We start from the raw sequence: 17,534 nt of genomic DNA, 5'->3' as shown, positions 1-17,534 counted from the left end.
CCACTAAATCGGTCCGGCTACGTCGGAAAAGGGTTGCAGCCCACTCAATAACCCGACCAGACCGTGCAACGGCACGGGCAGCCAGGTGGGGCGATTCTCGGCTTCATAGGCCACTTCATAGGCCGCCTTCTCCAGGCCGAACAACGCCAGCGCGGCGTCTTCGCCTTCAGCATCCTTCCACTCATGGGCAAGACTAGCTGCCGCCAGCCGATATGCCTCGACAAATGCCTGGCGAGCCTCTTTCAGATAACGATCGGCGACCCGTTGCCGCGCCGCATCGGCATCGGCCGTGCTGTCGACGGTGTGCAAGTGAATCGCCATGGCTGCCGCATAATCGAAGGAACGCAGCACGCCACTGACGTCCTTATAGGGGCTGTGCTTGCCCCGTCGTTCATGCAATGGTCGCGCCGGCTCACCTTCGAAGTCGATCAGGTAGGCGTCGCCCTTGATCACCAGCACCTGCCCCAGGTGCAGGTCGCCATGGACGCGAATGCGCAAGCCTCCTTCAGCCTTGCCGGCCAGTGCCTGGACATGGGCCAGGACGGTTTTCTTGTGCTCCAGCAAGCGTGCGACCATGGCCTGGTCCGCGGGGTTCAATTGGCCCTGGTTCTGCTTGAGCAGGCGCAAGGCGTTTTCCACTTGGGCGACCACGTCCTTGCCGATGGCCTGGGCTTGCTTGGCGTTGGTGGCCTGCGGCGCGAAGTCCGGATCGTCGGTAGCCTGGGCCAATACCTGGTGCATTTCCCCCAGGCGCTGGCCGAGCATGCCGGCGAAATCCTTCAGTTCGCCCAGGGCGTTGTAATGCTGCTCCTGTTCGGAGACTGCGTCCGCCAGCTCATCGCGCAGGGCGCGTTCGAGGTTGTTCTGGGTCCATTCCCAGGCATCGCCCTGATTGCTCAAATAGCCCTGGGCGATCATCAGCAGCGCATCTTCACCCTGGGCGTCGCGGCGAACCACCGAACCCAACAGCGGTGAAATATTGCTGAAACCGGCAGCGGTCAGGTAGGCGCTCATTTCCAGTTCCGGGTGGACACCCGAGGCGACCTTGCGAATCAACTTGAGCACCAGGCTGCTGCCCACCACCACCGAACTGTTGGACTGTTCGGCGGACAGGTAACGCACCTCTGGTTCGTCTCCCAGGTTCAGCGCGGCCAGGCCTTCGGTGGGTTCGAAGCGCAACTCACCTTCGGCGAACGGCAGCACCGTGGCGGCCTGCATGCTGTGCAGCACGGCGCGCACGAAGCTTTCCAGGCTGAATGCATCGGTGATCAGGCCCACCTGACGCACCCGACGTACCCGCGACAACGCCAGTTGCTGCGGTAACGCCGCACCCACCTGGTCTTCGGCGAGCAAGCCGAACGGCAGTTGATAACGCAGGGTCTGGCCGCCACTGGTGACATCGATTTCACTGAGCAGCACCGGGTGCTGCGGGTCACCAAAGCGCACGCCGTAGACAATCTCGACCTTCTCGATCGCACTGTCCTTGCCGGCGAACCAGCGCCGGTTCTGCAACCAGCTCGGCAGGATGGTTTGCTCCAGCGTGGTGCGCGATGGCGCTTCGAGCAATTCTTCCAGGCGTTTTTTCAGCACCAGGGTGGTGAAGTCCGGCAAGCTCTGGGCCGGTTCCACGTGCCAGCTCGGCATCTGGTTCTCGGTTGCCAGGGCGAACCAATAGAAGCCATACGGCGCCAGGGTCAGCAGGAAGTTCAACTGGCCGATGGGTGGGAAAGCGTTACCGCCGAGCATCTCCACCGGGACCATGCCGGCGTAGGTCGACAGATCCAGTTCGGCGGCCTGGGCGCTGCGGGACACGTTGGCCACGCAGAGGATGATTTCGTGCTTGCCGTCGGGGCCGGTGTATTCGCGGGTATAAGCCAGGATCCGGCGATTGCTCGGCGAGAGCATCTTCAACGTGCCACGGCCAAAGGCCTTGGACTGCTTGCGCACCGCCAGCATCCGCCGCGTCCAGTTGAGCAGCGAGTGCGGGTCGCCGGCCTGGGTCTCGACGTTGACCGACTGGTAGCCGTACTGCGGGTCCATGATCGGCGGCAGCACCAGGCTGGCCGGGTCGGCGCGGGAGAAGCCGCCGTTGCGGTCGATGGACCACTGCATCGGCGTACGCACGCCATCACGGTCGCCCAGGTAGATGTTGTCGCCCATGCCGATTTCATCGCCGTAGTACAGCGTCGGCGTGCCGGGCATCGACAGCAGCAGGCTGTTGAGCAGCTCGACGCGACGACGGTCGCGCTCCACCAACGGCGCCAGGCGCCGACGAATACCCAGGTTGATGCGCGCCCGACGGTCGGCGGCGTAGTAGTTCCACAGGTAGTCACGCTCCTTGTCGGTGACCATCTCCAGGGTCAACTCATCATGGTTGCGCAGGAAAATCGCCCACTGGCAATTGGCGGGGATCTCCGGGGTCTGGCGCAGGATGTCGGTGATAGGGAAGCGATCTTCCTGGGCCAGCGCCATGTACATGCGCGGCATCAACGGGAAGTGGAAGGCCATGTGGCATTCGTCACCGTTCATCCCTTGGGCGTCGACATCGCCGAAGTACAACTGGGTATCTTCCGGCCACTGGTTGGCTTCGGCCAGCAACATGCGGTCAGGGTAGTTGGCGTCGATCTCGGCGCGGATCAGCTTCAGGACGTCATGGGTCTCGGGCAGGTTTTCGTTGTTGGTGCCGTCGCGCTCGATCAGGTACGGGATGGCGTCCAAGCGCAAGCCGTCGATGCCCATGTCGAGCCAGTAGCGCATCACCGACAGCACGGCCTTGATGACCTGCGGGTTATCGAAGTTGAGGTCGGGCTGGTGGGAGTAGAAGCGGTGCCAGAAGTACTGGCCCGCCACCGGGTCCCAGGTCCAGTTGGACTTCTCGGTGTCGAGGAAGATGATTCGCGTGCCGTCGTACTTGTGGTCGTCATCGGACCAGACGTAGAAGTCCCGCGCCTTCGAACCCGGCTTGGCCTTGCGCGCGCGCTGGAACCAGGGGTGCTGGTCCGAGGTGTGGTTGATGACCAGCTCGGTGATCACCCGCAGGTTGCGCTTGTGGGCTTCGGCAATGAACCGTCGCGCATCGGCCATGGTGCCGTAGTCGGCGCTGACGCCGCGGTATTCGGCAATGTCATAACCGTCGTCACGCCGGGGGGAAGGATAGAACGGCAGCAGCCAGATGGTGTTGACGCCCAGGTCGGCGATGTAGTCGAGCTTTTCGATCAGGCCGGGAAAGTCACCGATCCCGTCGTTATTGGAGTCGAAATAGGATTTTACGTGGACCTGGTAAATCACCGCGTCCTTGTACCAGAGCGGATCTTTGATGAAGGTGGCAGACCGGGGTTTCTTCGCCATTTGCAACTCCTGATGAATTCAATAAAGCCGCGGGATACAGGCTTGTGAGGTCTTGTTGTGTTGCGAGGCCTGCGCTTTAGTGGGAGCAAAGCTTGCTCGCGATGCAGGCACCTCGACTCCTCAGGGAGACCGCGTTCTCTTCATCGCGGGCAAGCCTTGCTCCCACAGCATCACGCCACGCTGATCCGCCAAATCCCAAACGGCTGGTATGCCGGGTCAATCCGCATGAACTGGTGCTTGCCGTACCAGCTCCAGCGATGTCCGTTCATCAGATCCTCGCCCTGGGTCTGGGCGTCGTCGGGCAGGCCCATCTCCCAGAGCGGCAACTCGAAACTGGCTTCCTGCGGGTTGTGCGGATCAAGGCTCACCGCCACCAGGATGAAATTGCTGCCGTCGGCGGTGCGCTTGCCGAAATAGAGAATGTTGTCGTTCCAGGCGTTGTAGATTTTCAGGCCCAGGTGGGTATGCAGCGCGGGGTTCTGCCGGCGGATGCGGTTGAGCTGGGCGATCTCGGCAACGATGTTGCCCGGCGCGGTGAAGTCCCGGGGACGGATCTCGTATTTCTCCGAATCGAGGTATTCCTCCTTGCCCGGCACCGGTGCCGATTCGCACAGTTCGAAACCCGAATACATGCCCCACAGGCCCGAGCCCATGGTTGCCAGGGCCGCACGGATCAAAAAACCAGCGCGCCCCGATTCATGGAGAAAGGCCGGGTTGATGTCTGGCGTGTTGACGAAAAAATTCGGCCGGTAGCATTCACGCCACGGCGATTCATTGAGTTCACTGAAGTAGGTCGCCAGTTCAGCCTTGGTGTTGCGCCAGGTGAAATAGGTGTAGCTCTGGGAGTAACCGACCTTGCCCAGCCGCGCCATCATCGCCGGCGTGGTGAACGCTTCAGCCAGGAAGATCACTTCAGGGTAGTGCGCCCGCACATCGGCGATCAGCCATTGCCAGAACGGCAGTGGTTTGGTGTGAGGGTTGTCGACGCGGAATATCTTCACGCCTTCCTTGACCCAGCCCACCACGATGTCCCGCAGCTCCACCCACAGGCTGGGAATTGCATCGGCCGCATAGAAATCAACGTTGACGATGTCCTGGTATTTCTTCGGCGGGTTTTCCGCATATTTGATCGTGCCGTCCGGCCGCCAACTGAACCAGCCCGGGTGCTGCTTGAGCCAAGGATGGTCCTGGGAACACTGGATCGCGAAGTCCAGGGCGATCTCCAGGCCGTGGTCAGCGGCCGCCGCCACCAGGCGCCGGAAGTCCTCGCGGCTGCCCAATTGCGGGTGAATGGCCTCGTGCCCGCCCTCCTCGCTGCCAATGGCATACGGGCTGCCCGGGTCGTCGGGACCGGCGGTGAGGGAATTGTTCGGGCCTTTGCGGAAACTGCGACCGATGGGATGGATCGGCGGGAAGTACAGCACGTCGAAGCCCATGTCCTGGATCATCGCCAGGCGCGAATGCACGTCGTTGAAAGTGCCGTGGCGTTGGGGATCGTCGGTGATCGAGCGGGGAAACAGCTCATACCAGCTGGCAAACTCGGCCAGCTGGCGCTCCACATCCAGCGGATACTCGGGGCTGACGCTCAAGTATGGGCGATGATCGGCCCGGGACATCAGATCGGCACTGCGCGGTGCCAGGAACAGCGCCACCTGCTCGGTCGGCAACAGGCCGGAGAGCTCATGGTGCAAGGCCGCCAGTTGCTCGCTCAGCTCACCGGTGCTGCGCTCGACGGCCATTTGCACTTGGTTGCGCCCTTCCTGCAATTCCAGGCTGATCGGCACCCCTGCCCCGAATTTCTTTTCCAGCTCGTAGCGAAAACTGGCGAACTGATCGATCCAGGCTTCGATACAAAACACATAGCGGCCTTGTTCCGGCACGTTGAACTGGCCCTGCCAGCCGTTGTTGCCCAGGTCACTCATGACCTCGCTGTTCCACACTTCATCCTGCAGCGCACGCCAGCGAATGCGCACGGCCAGCTTGTCATGACCATCGGCGAAGACTTTGCTGGTCACTGTCACATCCTGCCCAGCCACGGCCTTGGCGGCGAATTGCCCAGCGTCGATCACCGGCATGGTGTTTTCAATCGCGATACGCGGCAACAGCAAGGCTTGGGACAGCGGTAAATGCGGGTTGCAGGCCAGTTCAGTCGGGTGTTCGGCAGTCATCGAGCATCGCTCCTTTTACGCCCCATGGACGCGCTTGTGGCGGTAAAGGCCCAACGGGTCCCTGAAAAAACTCACTTAAACTCCGAACCGAATCAACGGCTAAAAGTTCAGAGGTATTTACCCCGATGCATCCGGGGATCAAAGCCGGCGCAAGGAGGTCAACAACAATAAGCACGACTCAAGCCATGTGCGTCACGGAGACCCGTCCTGATGAATATTCCCATCCCGGCCGAAACACCCGATCCGAACATCGACGACCCCACCTTGCCCCCGCCCGGCCCTGATCCGGAACCGATTCCAGAGAAGGACCCGCCGCTGGACCCACAACCGCCGCTGGGTGACCCGCCGAGCGAGGCGCCGCCGGAGCGGGTTTGAATCAAGCGTAGTAATAAAGAAACTGGATGACGAAAAACCTGTGGGAGCGGGCTTGCTCGCGAAGGCGGCGTGACAAGCAATATTTTCATTGACTGACGCACCGCTTTCGCGAGCAAGCCCGCTCCCACAGGTTGTGTTTGCAGGCTTATAGCGGTGTCACGGCTTGTCGCCCTTCTCCAAAGCCCGGACGATCACCGGCATCACACTGAAGATCGCCAGCGCCAGCACCGTACTGAGCACCGCCGTCGCCTCCCGGCCCAACCCGGCGGCGACGCCAATGGCGGCAGTCATCCAGAGGCCGGCAGCGGTGGTCAGGCCCTTGACGTGACCTTCGTCGCCGTCGGTGTTTTTCAGGATGGTGCCGGCGCCGAGAAAACCGATGCCAGCGACCACGCCTTGTATCACCCGGCTCATCGCGTCGGCCTGGGCCCCGGACATCTGTGGCACCAAGACGAACAGCGCCGCCCCCAGGGCCACGAGCATGTGGGTTCGCACGCCGGCAGCCTTGCCCTTGTGTTCGCGCTCGAAACCCAGGATGCCGCCCAGCAGCGCGGCCATGAGCAGGCGCACCGTGACCCGGGTCATCTGCTGGGCATCGGTGATGTCGGCGAATTCCGCCTGCAGGGTTACCCAGACTTCATGCCACCAGGCGTCCATGGACCGTCCTCTTGTTCAGTCGATAAACGATGGACCGCAGGCGACGCCAGAGGTGCGCCCGACCGCTGATCAGCCGCCACGAACCCTGGCTTGTTCGCGAGACCTAACGTTCATGACCCCAGAAGGAGGAACACCATGACTGTCCGTATCGATGACAACCAGACCTGCCATTTCGAAACCGCCAACGGCACCGAACAGCGCCCCGCCAGCGAGCTGACCATCATCACCGACCCGGACAAGGCCATGTCAGTCGTGGAGCTCAACGGCGACCGGGTCTACATCACCGAGGCCGAGGCCGATGCACTGACCGTGGCCGGCGCGGTCGACGGGCGCAAGCACCTGAAGGCCAGCGAAAGCGGCTCGGCGATCTGAACCGCTTGAAGCCTCTGCGAGGTCTTCAATCGGTGAGAGCAAAGCTTGCTCGCGATGAAAACAACACGAGACCTCTTGAACCGAGGTGCCTGTATCGCGAGCAAGCTTTGCTCCCACTGCCCCCTGGCCTCAACGGTATGTTCGCTCGTCCGCGGGTGCATCAAAGTGTCGCAGGGCCTGGGTTTCGCGGCATCTGATCCGGTTTTTATCGAAACACCTGAGTCTGTTATGCAAACAGTTCCATGGTCATAGTGCGCCGGCCAGATAGAGGCTGATGAGCGACCGACCATGAGCGATAGAATCCCCGTCCAGTTGATACAGACGTTCGAACCTGCGCCAACGAAGATAAAGGCCAGGAGCACCGACAACCTGATCCACACCCGCAGTTTCACCGGCTTGTTTCGCACCTTGCGTATCAGCGGTGCGGGGGTTCTGTTCCTGCTGTTCTTCGGCACGGTGTGGTTGAACTGGGGCGGTCGCCAGGCGGTGCTCTGGGACCTTTCCGAAAGCAAGTTCCACATCTTTGGCGCGACCTTCTGGCCCCAGGATTTCATCCTGCTGTCGGCCTTGCTGATCATCGCCGCCTTCGGCCTGTTTGCGATCACCGTGTTTGCCGGTCGCGTGTGGTGCGGCTACACCTGCCCGCAGAGTTCCTGGACCTGGATCTTCATGTGGTGCGAGAAAATCACCGAAGGCGAACGCAACCAGCGGATCAAGCTGCAGGCCTCGCCCTGGGGCCTGAACAAACTCTTGCGCCGCTCAGCCAAGCACACCTTGTGGCTGGCCATCAGCCTGCTCACCGGCCTGACGTTCGTGGGGTACTTCACGCCGATCCGCCCATTGGCCGAGGAACTGCTGACCCTGCAAATGGCCGGCGTAAGCCTGTTCTGGGTACTCTTCTTTACCGCAGCCACCTACCTCAACGCCGGCTGGCTGCGTGAAGCGGTGTGCATGCATATGTGCCCCTATGCACGCTTTCAGAGCGTGATGTTCGACAAGGACACACTGACCATTTCCTACGATGCGGCCCGTGGTGAGATCCGCGGCCCACGCAAACGCGAGGCAAACCCGGCCAATATTGGCCTGGGCGACTGCATCGACTGCCAGATGTGCGTGCAGGTCTGCCCCACCGGCATCGACATCCGCGACGGCCTGCAGATGGAATGCATCGGCTGCGCGGCCTGCATCGATGCCTGCGACTCGATCATGGACAAGATGGGTTACGCCCGCGGCCTGATCAAATACACCTCCGAACATCAGTTGCAGGGCGGCAAGACTCACCTGCTCAGGCCTCGGCTGATCGGCTATAGCGCCGTGCTGCTGGTGATGATCGGCGCGCTGGTCGTGGCGCTGATGCAACGGCCCATGGTGTCGCTGGATGTCAGCAAGGACCGTGGCCTGTTCCGCGAAAACAGCGCAGGCCAGATCGAGAACATCTACAGCCTGAAAATCATCAACAAGACCCAACAGCGCCAGGATTACCAACTGTCCCTGGTGGACGGCGACGGCTTCATCCTGCAAGGCAAGACCCAACTGAGCCTGGCCCCGGGGGAAATCGTCGATGTGCCGGTGTCGGTGGCGATGCTCAGCGAACGGCCTGATAAAGGCTCCCAGGAAATGACGTTCAAGGTCGCCGACAGTGACGAGCCGGGCATCTACAGCATCGCCAAGAGCCGTTTTGTCGCACCGATGAATCGTTGAACCCGTAAGATGCCGGGCACCTGTGGGAGCGAGCCTGTGAGGGCAAGCCTGTGGGAGCAAAGCTTGCTCGCGAAGAACGATGACACGACCTTACTGTTGATTTGTGTCGCCTGTATCGCGAGCAAGCTTTGCTCCCACACGCTCGCTCCCACAGTTTAAGAAACGCAAACCACGCGTTATCCACTACTGGGCCCCACCATGAAACGCTACGAGAAATTTGCCGACGACATCGCCGAACTGATCCGCTCGGGCATGCTGGGGCCAGGTCAGCGCGTGCCGTCGGTACGCTACGCCAGCCAGACCTACGGTGTCAGCCCGTCCACCGTGTTCCAGGCCTACTACCTGCTGGAACGACGCGGCATGATCCGGGCCCGGCCGCGCTCCGGCTACTTCGTCAACACCCACGCGCCGAGCCCGTTTTCGGAGCCTGCGATCAGCAGCCAGGTGCACGAGTCCACCGAAGTCGACGTCAGTGAGTTGGTATTTTCGGTCCTCGACTCGATCAAGGACCCGGCCACCGTACCGTTCGGCTCGGCATTCCCCAGCCCGACGCTGTTCCCACTGCAACGGCTGTCCCGTTCGCTGTCCAGCGCAACACGGGACATGGACCCGCGAATGGTGGTCACGGACATGTCGCCGGGCAATCCACACTTGCGCCGACAGATCGCCCTGCGCTACATGGTCGGCGGGTTGATGCTGCCCATGGAGGAACTGCTGGTCACCAACGGCGCCCTGGAAGCCTTGAACCTGTGCCTGCAAGCCGTGACCGAGCCCGGCGACCTGGTGGCGATCGAAGCGCCAGCGTTCTACGCCAGCCTGCAAGTGTTGGAGCGCCTGAAGCTCAAGGCCGTGGAAATTCCCGTCCACCCGCGCGACGGCATCGACCTGGACGTGCTGGCGCAGACACTGGAGCGCCATCCGATCAAGGCCTGCTGGTGCATGACCAGCTTCCAGAACCCCATGGGCGCGACCATGCCCGAGGAGCGCAAACAGGCGCTGGTCGAGTTGCTGCGCCGCCATCAGGTGCCGCTGATCGAGGACGACGTGTACGCCGAACTCTATTACGGCCAGCAGGCCCCCAAGCCCGCCAAGGCGTTCGACACCGAAGGGCTGGTGATGCATTGCGGTTCGTTCGCCAAGAGCCTGGCACCGGGTTATCGCATCGGCTGGGTTGCCGCCGGGCGCTACGCGCAGAAGATCGAACGGCTCAAGCTCATGACCTCGCTGTGCGCCTCGATGCCGGCCCAGGCTGCCATCGCCGACTACCTGCAACACGGCGGTTACGACCGTCACCTGCGCAAACTGCGCTACGCCCTGGAAGAACAGCAAAGCGCGATGCTCGCCGCCATCGCCCGCTATTTCCCGGCCCAGACCCGGGTCAGCCAGCCAGCGGGGGGCTACTTCCTGTGGCTGGAGTTGCCGGAGCAGATGGATTCACTGAAATTGTTCCAGATGGCCTTGGCCCAGGGCATCAGCATCGCGCCGGGACCGATCTTTTCACCGACCCGGCGTTTCAGGAATTGCATCCGCTTGAACTATGGCAGCCCGTGGACCGAGGCCTCGGAAAAGGCCATGGAGACGTTGGGGCGGATTATTCGATCGTTTTGATATTTGGGTTGCCTGTCGGGCCGCCATCGCGAGCAAGCTTTGCTCCCACATTGGAACGCTGCCCCCTGTGGGAGCAAAGCTTGCTCGCGATAGGGCCAAAACAGCCCCCCCAGGACTCAGCGCCCGCCCCCCAGGTCCACAAACGTCCCGGTCGCATACGAAGCCTTATCCGACAGCAGCCAGATAATCGCTTCGGCCACTTCATCCGGACGCCCGCCCCGGGCCATGGGGATCGCAGATTCCAGCTTGCTGACCCGGTCCGGGTCGCCACTCAGGGCATGGAAATCGGTGTAGATATAGCCTGGGCGCACCGCGTTGACGCGAATGCCTTCGCCGGCCACTTCCTTGGACAAGCCGATGGTGAAGGTGTCCAGCGCGCCCTTGGAGGCTGCGTAATCGACGTACTCCCCCGGTGCGCCCAGGCGCGCGGCCACCGACGAGACGTTGACGATGCTGCCACCCTGCCCGCCATGCCTGGGCGACATGCGCAGCACCGCGTGCTTGGCGCAAAGAATCGGCCCCAGGACGTTGGTCTTCATAATCTTGAGAATGCGGAATTCGGACATTTCATCGAGCCGGGATTTCTGCGCGACCGTGCCGGCGTTGTTCACCAGGGCGGTGACACGGCCCAGCTCGGCGTCCACCCGGTCGAACAGGCCGATCACTTCGTCTTCGATGCTCACGTCGGCCCGCACGGCAATCGCCTGCGCGCCCTTGGCCCGGACCTGTTCGAGCACCTCCTGCGCGGCACTCTCATCGGACTGGTAATTGATGCAGATCCGATAGCCCAACTCGGCAGCCAACAGCGCCGTGGCCGCCCCGATTCCGCGGCCGCCACCGGTGATGACGATGACTTTATCCACGTTTGCTTCCCCCATTCCACGGATAGACGTGCGCTGCCAAGAATAGCGTTCACGTCACGCTTTGCAAAAACCGCTGCGCTTACCGGGCCAGGGCGCGCAGATCCAGGCGTCCATCCAGCAGCGGCGGGCACCAGTAATAGCCGCCAGTGATTGGCCGGCTCATGCGATACAGGCCATCGGTGATGCCGTCTTCCAGGCCACTCATGCGGCGCAGTTGTGCCTCGAAGGCATCGAGGGAGAAACCGAACGCCAGGAACATCAGCCCCGCACGGTCGCCTTCGATCCACGGCATGGAGCGACGGACCACGAACGCCTCCGGGGCGAAGCTTTCCTGGGCGGTGCGCTTGACGTGGGCCGACTCCGGCGCGTCGTCGAGTTCTTCGTTGTCGCTCAGTCGACGGCCCATGATGTTGTCGCGCTCATGGGGTTGCATCGCCGCGAAGCCGTCCAGATCGTGCTGCCATTGCTGGATCGCGGCGAAACTGCCACCGCGCACCCCATCGGCGCCCTGGGCCAGGGCGGCAGCGATGGCCGCTTCGTCGTGAGGGTTTTCGGTGCCGTCTTCGTAGCCGGTCAGGTCATGGCCGGTCATGTGGCGGAAGGTTTCGTTCATCTGCACCAGGCGCAGCGCCGGGGCCAGCGCCGCCTCGATGGCGCGACTGCGGTGCATCAGCTCGCCGCGGTCTTCGCCGTGCAACCAGCACCACAGCGCGTGTTGGGTCGACGGGTTGTCCACGCCCACTCCGGTCAAGGCAGGAAAGGCCCGCAGGCCTTCGACCTGGGCCCCCAGCGCCTGGACCAGCGACTCGCCAAAGCCGACCACGGCCCGGCCATCGAGCAGCAACCGGAGTTTATCTACCGCAGCCGGCAACGCCTCGACCGATTCCAAGGCAAAAAACATATGACGGGCCTGAGGCGGAACAGGGGTGGCGAGAATGCCGGGCTGGTAGTAACTCATATGAACTCCTTTAGAAAGAGCGCAAGTTTACCCGGCGGCTGCCGCTTTGTGTGGTTTGGCTTGAGGTCCGGTCGCGCCGGGAAACCGGGCCGTTTTGTGGGAAGGCTCCCGCAGCCCTGTCAGACCACTCAGAAACATGCCTCGGCCGATAGCCTCGGATTGCCGGGCAGCCAAAAACGCCCTAGATTGCCCCCCTCTAGGAAGGCCAACGAGAACGCTGCACCATGCAAATTGCCAGATCGATACTCGCCGGGACTTTTTTCCTGGTCTGCGGGACGCCCGCAGGCTTTGCCCAGGAGCGCATTGAAGACACAGTCAATGCCGTCATCCAACCGTTGATGAAGCAACAGGACATCGCCGGCATGGCCGTGGCGGTCACCTACAACGGTCAACGCCATTACTTCAACTACGGCGTGGCCTCCAAGGACACGAAAAAGCCGGTCACCGACCAGACCCTCTTCGAAATCGGCTCCGTCAGCAAGACCTTCACCGCCACCCTCGGCGCCTATGCACAGGCCCTGGGCAAGCTGTCCCTGGCCGACCCGGCCAGTCGCTTCGCCCCCGAGCTGCGCGGCAGCGCCTTCGACGGCATCAGCCTGCTCAATCTCGCCACCTATACCGCCGGTGGCCTGCCGCTGCAGTTTCCCGACGAGGCGGACCATCCGGACCGGATGTTTGGTTATTACACAACCTGGAAGCCGCTCTACCCGGTCGGCACCCAACGGCTCTATTCAAACCCGAGCATCGGCCTGTACGGCTATCTGGCAGCCCGCAGCCTGGGGCGGCCGTTTGACGAGGTGATGGAGCGCACGCTGATGCCAGGACTGGGGCTCAAGCACAGCTATGTGCGGGTGCCGCAGGATCAGTTGGGCCGATACGCCCAAGGCTATGCCAAAGACGGCAAGCCCGTCCGGGTCGGGCCAGGTGCCCTGGATTCCGAGGCTTATGGGGTGAAAACCAGCTCATCGGACCTGATGCGTTTCCTCGAGGCCAACCTGCGACCTGAAAAACTGGACGCGGATCTGAAGCAAGCGATTGCCACGACGCATACAGGTTTCTACAAGGTTGGCGGGATGAATCAGGGGCTGGGCTGGGAGTTCTACCCCGCTCCGTTCACCTTGGATGACCTGCTCGCGGGCAACACACCGCAGATGGCCCTGACCCCACAAAAAGCCGAAGCTCTCAACCCGCCCCGCCCTGCGCCGGACGGCGCCTGGATCAACAAGACAGGATCCACCAACGGTTTCGGCGCGTACGCGGCGTTCGTGCCTGGAAAGGACTTGGGGATCGTCATGCTAGCGAACAGAAACTACCCGATCGAAGAACGGGTGAAGGCGGCGCATCGGATCCTGATGGCGTTGGATGCTCAATAAAGGACGACGAGTCCCCCTGTGGCGAGGGGATTTATCCCCGCTGGGGCGCGAAGCGGCCCTAACATTCTGGCAACTCGATATGTCAGGCATATTGAGTTGACGGCTTAGGGGGGCTGCTGCGCAGCCCAGCGGGGATAAATCCCCTCGCCACAAAGGGGCCTCGGCGCTATTGGGGATCAATCATCCAGCGGCTTCGGCGGCGGCGCCGGCTTGGCGGCCTTGCCAGGCTTGGTGCCTTTCGCATCCTTGGCCGGTGCAGGCTCTGGCGCGGGTGGTGGGGCTGGGGGTGTCGCTTCTTTTTCTGCCGCAGGCAGTTTATCGACGGCATCGAAGAGGTCTTTCAATTCGATCGCCCCGGAATGCTCAAGCTTCTTTTCCCCGTCCTTGCCCACCAGGATGATCTTGGTCTGCGCACCGGCTCCCAGCTTGAGCGAGCGAATCAGCGCCATGGTGCTTTGCGGGTCCAGGTCCTTGCCATCGCGCTGCCCAATGGTATTGAGCACGGTATAGAGCACCATGTTGCGCTCGGAAAAGCCCTGCTTGCCTGCCGGCTCATCCAAGGCCTTTTTCAGGCTCACCCAGGTAGGGTCGACCGTACTGGGCGCGATAACCACAAGGGGACGTGACCTGCCTGCGTCCGCCAACAGGGGGGAATCGCCATCGGCAGCGAACAGAGGGCCGGCAATGGCCAGCAAGGTAGCGAAGGTCAACGACCGAATGAGCATGCGCCTCTCCTTTTGATATTTACGCTGTACTGAGTACACAGGGCGGCGATTGTTCCGCGTGCGTCACCCAATACTGCGCCGGCCTGACTTGAAGCTTAGGCGAGGGGGTTCATTGCGCAACCGCAAGGAGAGCGCCGAAGTCGGGAGAGACGATTGTGGGAGCGAGCTTGCTCGCGATAGCGTCATGACGGCCAACATCGAGTCGACTGACACACCGTTATCGCGAGCAAGCTCGCTCCCACACTATTGGACTTGAGGTGACCCGTTCTAAAACGCCAGCTTGAACCCGATCATCGCCAGCATCACCGCCAGGCACGGACGCAGCAGTTCGTCGGAGATGCGTCCCGACAAATGACTCCCCAGGTAGATCCCCGGCAGCGAACCGATCAGCAGGAAGCCCAGGATGTGCCAATCCATGTTGCCCATGCTCGCATGGCCCAGGCCCGCCACCAGGGTCAGCGGCACGGCGTGGGCGATCTCGGTGCCCACCAGGCGCTTGGTGACCAGGAACGGGTAGAGGATGAACAGCGCGACAGTACCCAGGGCGCCAGCGCCGATCGAGGTCAACGCGACCATCGTACCCAGCACGAGGCCAGTGATGACCGTCAGCACATTGAGGCGGACACCAGAGGGGTTGTAGTGGCCGCCAGCGCGGTCATGAGCGAATTGAAGCAGGCGCTTCTTGAACAGGATCGCCAGGGCGGTGGCGAACAACACAAAGCCCAAGGCTTGCTTGATCACCGCGTTCATGGCGTCGGGGGAGCTGTGCAGGCTGCTGAGGAACCACAGCGTCAAGCCGACCGCCGGCACGCTGCCCAACGTCAGCCAGCCGGTGATCGCCCAGTCGATGTTGCGATTTTTTGCATGAACCAGCACACCACCAGACTTGGTAATGGCCGCGTACAGCAGGTCTGTACCTACCGCCGTCGCCGGGTTGATACCAAACCACAACAGGATCGGGGTCATCAGCGAACCCCCGCCGACGCCGGTCATCCCAACGATGAAGCCGACCACCAGGCCTGCAACGACTAAACCGACATTACCGAAATCCATTAAACCCGTCTCAGCACGACCGCGTGAAAAATCTGGCCGCGAGCATAGCGATTTTTCTTATAACCCCCTATATCGATGTGATCTATCTTTATTCCTTTTCCATCACTTCACTGAACCGGCAAGAAGTTGAGGAACAGCAGGCTCTGGGCGTAATTCAAGCCGATCCGCCGGTAACGCTCATCGAGCATCTGGGTCAGCAGGTCCAATCGGGCGACGATTTTTCCAAACTCCACGGCGAAACTCAGGTTGCTGCCCTCCTCCGAAATCTCATTGGAAAACAGCAACAGCTTACCGTCCTTGTTCTGCCGCTGGCTCAGCAGCCAGGTGGCTTTTTCGATATTGCGCGCCGCGTTGCTGACGAAACGCGGGTCGATGGTGTCGGTCATGTAGAACTCGAGGCGATTGCCGTGCGCGGTGACCAGCATGCTGCCGATGGCATAGATGAACGCCCCGACCCGATCACCGAGAAATTCCGGGCTCATGGCATAACTCAGGGCCGCCAGGTCCTTCTTGCCACCCAGGGTTGGCAAGGGCTGTTGCTGCTCGATGGCCAGGCGCACCTGTTTTTCTGCGGTGCGGGCGTCGAGAAAGCCGGACTTGCGCAGTTCTTCGGGGTTGCGCAGGTAAAGCTTGCTCATCAGCAGATAGAGGCTTTGCAGGTTGTCATGCATCGACAACGTGGCCATGCGATCGACGCTGGTCTGCAAGAATTCCTGGGGCCTGGCGTTGCTGAACTGCGTGACCATGTCCTGCCCCTGCTGATGGCTACAGCCGCCGCTGAACAGCATCGACACACCAACCAACAACGCCAGGCAGCAGCGGCGCAATCTCGTCACAGAATCAAAAACACCGGCCATCGAGTCTCGGTCTGGGCATGGGGAAGCGATGGGGGTCGCCGCTTCCAGGCCCATGGATAGAGCAGCAAAAAACGCAAAAGTGCAGTGTTGGAAGAAAACCTCAATCTATCGCAACGCCTCCGCAGCCTAATTAGTCTTACTTTTTAATTGATAAATCTCTATTTATGGCTATAAATCCCTTCTCATCCATCAAATAGAAAGACTACTAATCAGAAAAACCTTCAGCGCTGTCCGACCAGTAACGGACTCGCCCCGCGTTCAAAACAACAACAAAACAACAGGAAGGAAGGTCATACCATGCTTGAATCCAGACAACTGCTCACGGCCCTCGGAGTGTCCCTGATGATCGCCACCTCGGCTTCCCAGGCTGCCGGCCTGACCAACGAACGCGGTGCGTTCGGCAAGACCGACGACGGCACGGCGGTGGAGAAATTCGTGCTGCGCAACAGCCACGGCATGGAGGCCACGGTCATCACCTATGGCGGCATCCTCCAGTCATTGAGCGTGCCGGACAAAAACGGCAAGGTCGCCGACATCGTGCTCGGTTTCGACGACGTGCAGGGTTACCAGAAGAACGGCAGCGTGTATTTCGGCGCGACCATCGGCCGCTTTGGCAATCGCCTGGCCGACGGCGCCTTCGAGCTGGACGGCAAGCGTTACCAAGTGCCGCAGAACGACCATGGCAACTCCCTGCACGGCGGGCCGCATGGGTTCGACAAGCGTGTCTGGAAGGCCCAGCCCCATAATGCCAAGGACTCGGTGGGCGTCACCCTGACCTACCTGTCACCCGATGGCGAGATGGGCTTTCCCGGTGCGCTGAAGACCGACGTCACCTACAGCCTCAACGAACAGAACGAGTTGCGCATCGAGTACAAGGCCACCACCGACAAGCCCACGGTGCTGAACCTGACCAACCACAGCTATTTCAACCTGGCCGGCGCCGGCAACGGCGACATACTCGAGCAGCTCGCGACCCTGCACGCGGCTCACTACACGCCGGTCACCGGCAAGCTCATTCCCACCGGCGAACTGGCCCCCGTGGCCGGTACGCCGATGGACTTCACCCAACCCACCGCCATCGGCACCCACATCAAGGCCGATCACCCACAACTCAAGTTCGCCGAACCGAAACAAGGTGGCTTCGATTTCAACTGGGCGCTGGACGCCAAAGGCGACGTGAACAAACTGGCCGCCGAAGTGTATGACACAGACTCCGGACGACGCCTGCAGCTCTACACCACCGAGCCTGGCGTGCAGTTCTATACCAGCAACTTCCTCGACGGCACCGTCAAGGGCAAGCAAGGCAAGGTCTATCCGCATTGGGGCGCGTTCACCCTGGAAACTCAGCACTACCCTGACTCGCCCAACCAGCCGAACTTCCCCTCGACGCGGCTTGATCCGGGCCAGACCTACACCCAGACCATGGTGTTGAAGTTCTCCGCAAAATAGAAAAGCTGCGCAACCCCCGTAGGAGCT

The 17,534-nt window shown here is 61.6% G+C and carries 14 protein-coding genes; 6 read left to right on the top strand and 8 right to left on the bottom strand.

From position 1 onward, the window contains the following. Positions 1-3: 3 nt before the first annotated feature. Both treS and AD662_RS10665 read right to left on the bottom strand, forming a co-directional pair. A complete protein-coding gene (gene treS, locus AD662_RS10670) occupies positions 4-3,348 on the bottom strand; it encodes a maltose alpha-D-glucosyltransferase (RefSeq protein WP_053178761.1) in 3,345 nt (1,114 codons plus the stop codon). A 170-nt stretch (positions 3,349-3,518) separates the two neighbouring features. Continuing rightward, positions 3,519-5,516 carry an alpha-1,4-glucan--maltose-1-phosphate maltosyltransferase gene (locus AD662_RS10665; RefSeq protein WP_053187060.1) on the bottom strand — a complete coding sequence of 666 codons (1,998 nt, stop codon included), beginning with the start codon at positions 5,514-5,516 and terminating at the stop codon, positions 3,519-3,521. Between the two features lie 210 nt (positions 5,517-5,726). On the opposite strand from AD662_RS10665, the gene AD662_RS29510 reads away from it, so the two are divergent. Next, positions 5,727-5,891, top strand: coding sequence for a hypothetical protein (locus tag AD662_RS29510; RefSeq protein ID WP_013692690.1), 165 nt, complete (start codon positions 5,727-5,729; stop codon positions 5,889-5,891). Positions 5,892-6,047: 156 nt separating this feature from the next. On the opposite strand, the gene AD662_RS10660 is transcribed toward AD662_RS29510, so the two are convergent. After that, entirely contained in the window at positions 6,048-6,548 is a 501-nt protein-coding gene (locus tag AD662_RS10660; RefSeq protein ID WP_053178757.1) for an MgtC/SapB family protein, read from the bottom strand. A gap of 135 nt (positions 6,549-6,683) precedes the next feature. Between AD662_RS10660 and AD662_RS10655 the strand changes: the two genes are divergently transcribed. From AD662_RS10655 to mapR, 3 genes are all read left to right on the top strand, one after another. Then, on the top strand, positions 6,684-6,920 hold the full coding sequence (locus AD662_RS10655; protein WP_018611402.1) for a DUF3203 family protein: 237 nt from the start codon (positions 6,684-6,686) through the stop codon (positions 6,918-6,920). Between the two features lie 288 nt (positions 6,921-7,208). Then, complete coding sequence (ccoG, locus tag AD662_RS10650; RefSeq protein WP_053187057.1) at positions 7,209-8,621, top strand: cytochrome c oxidase accessory protein CcoG; 1,413 nt, start codon at positions 7,209-7,211, stop codon at positions 8,619-8,621. 198 nt (positions 8,622-8,819) lie between these two features. Then, positions 8,820-10,229 (top strand): GntR family transcriptional regulator MpaR, encoded by a 1,410-nt coding sequence (mapR, locus tag AD662_RS10645; RefSeq protein WP_014338630.1) that lies wholly within the window; start codon positions 8,820-8,822, stop codon positions 10,227-10,229. A gap of 116 nt (positions 10,230-10,345) precedes the next feature. Here mapR and AD662_RS10640 read toward each other — a convergent pair whose 3' ends face one another. Continuing rightward, positions 10,346-11,092, bottom strand: a complete 747-nt coding sequence (locus AD662_RS10640; protein ID WP_003200090.1) for an SDR family oxidoreductase — start codon at positions 11,090-11,092, stop codon at positions 10,346-10,348. A gap of 79 nt (positions 11,093-11,171) precedes the next feature. Next, on the bottom strand, positions 11,172-12,050 hold the full coding sequence (locus AD662_RS10635) for a Dyp-type peroxidase (protein ID WP_018611411.1): 879 nt from the start codon (positions 12,048-12,050) through the stop codon (positions 11,172-11,174). Positions 12,051-12,274: 224 nt separating this feature from the next. Here AD662_RS10635 and ampC point away from each other — a divergent pair, with 224 nt between their 5' ends. Further along, positions 12,275-13,423, top strand: coding sequence for a class C beta-lactamase (gene ampC / locus AD662_RS10630; RefSeq protein WP_018611413.1), 1,149 nt, complete (start codon positions 12,275-12,277; stop codon positions 13,421-13,423). Between the two features lie 176 nt (positions 13,424-13,599). Here the strand turns inward: ampC and AD662_RS10625 are convergent, their stop codons facing one another. From AD662_RS10625 to AD662_RS10615, 3 genes are all read right to left on the bottom strand, one after another. Then, on the bottom strand, positions 13,600-14,148 hold the full coding sequence (locus tag AD662_RS10625; protein ID WP_018611419.1) for a DUF4174 domain-containing protein: 549 nt from the start codon (positions 14,146-14,148) through the stop codon (positions 13,600-13,602). A gap of 267 nt (positions 14,149-14,415) precedes the next feature. Continuing rightward, a complete protein-coding gene (locus tag AD662_RS10620) occupies positions 14,416-15,201 on the bottom strand; it encodes a sulfite exporter TauE/SafE family protein (RefSeq protein WP_014339233.1) in 786 nt (261 codons plus the stop codon). Between the two features lie 107 nt (positions 15,202-15,308). Continuing rightward, positions 15,309-16,058 (bottom strand): hypothetical protein, encoded by a 750-nt coding sequence (locus AD662_RS10615; RefSeq protein WP_018611422.1) that lies wholly within the window; start codon positions 16,056-16,058, stop codon positions 15,309-15,311. Between the two features lie 297 nt (positions 16,059-16,355). Here AD662_RS10615 and AD662_RS10610 point away from each other — a divergent pair, with 297 nt between their 5' ends. Next, complete coding sequence (locus tag AD662_RS10610) at positions 16,356-17,507, top strand: aldose epimerase family protein (RefSeq protein ID WP_018611424.1); 1,152 nt, start codon at positions 16,356-16,358, stop codon at positions 17,505-17,507. Positions 17,508-17,534: the final 27 nt, after the last annotated feature.

This window comes from Pseudomonas kilonensis (genome assembly GCF_001269885.1).
Lineage (GTDB): Bacteria > Pseudomonadota > Gammaproteobacteria > Pseudomonadales > Pseudomonadaceae > Aquipseudomonas > Aquipseudomonas kilonensis.
This window is presented reverse-complemented; position numbering and strand designations above follow the sequence as displayed.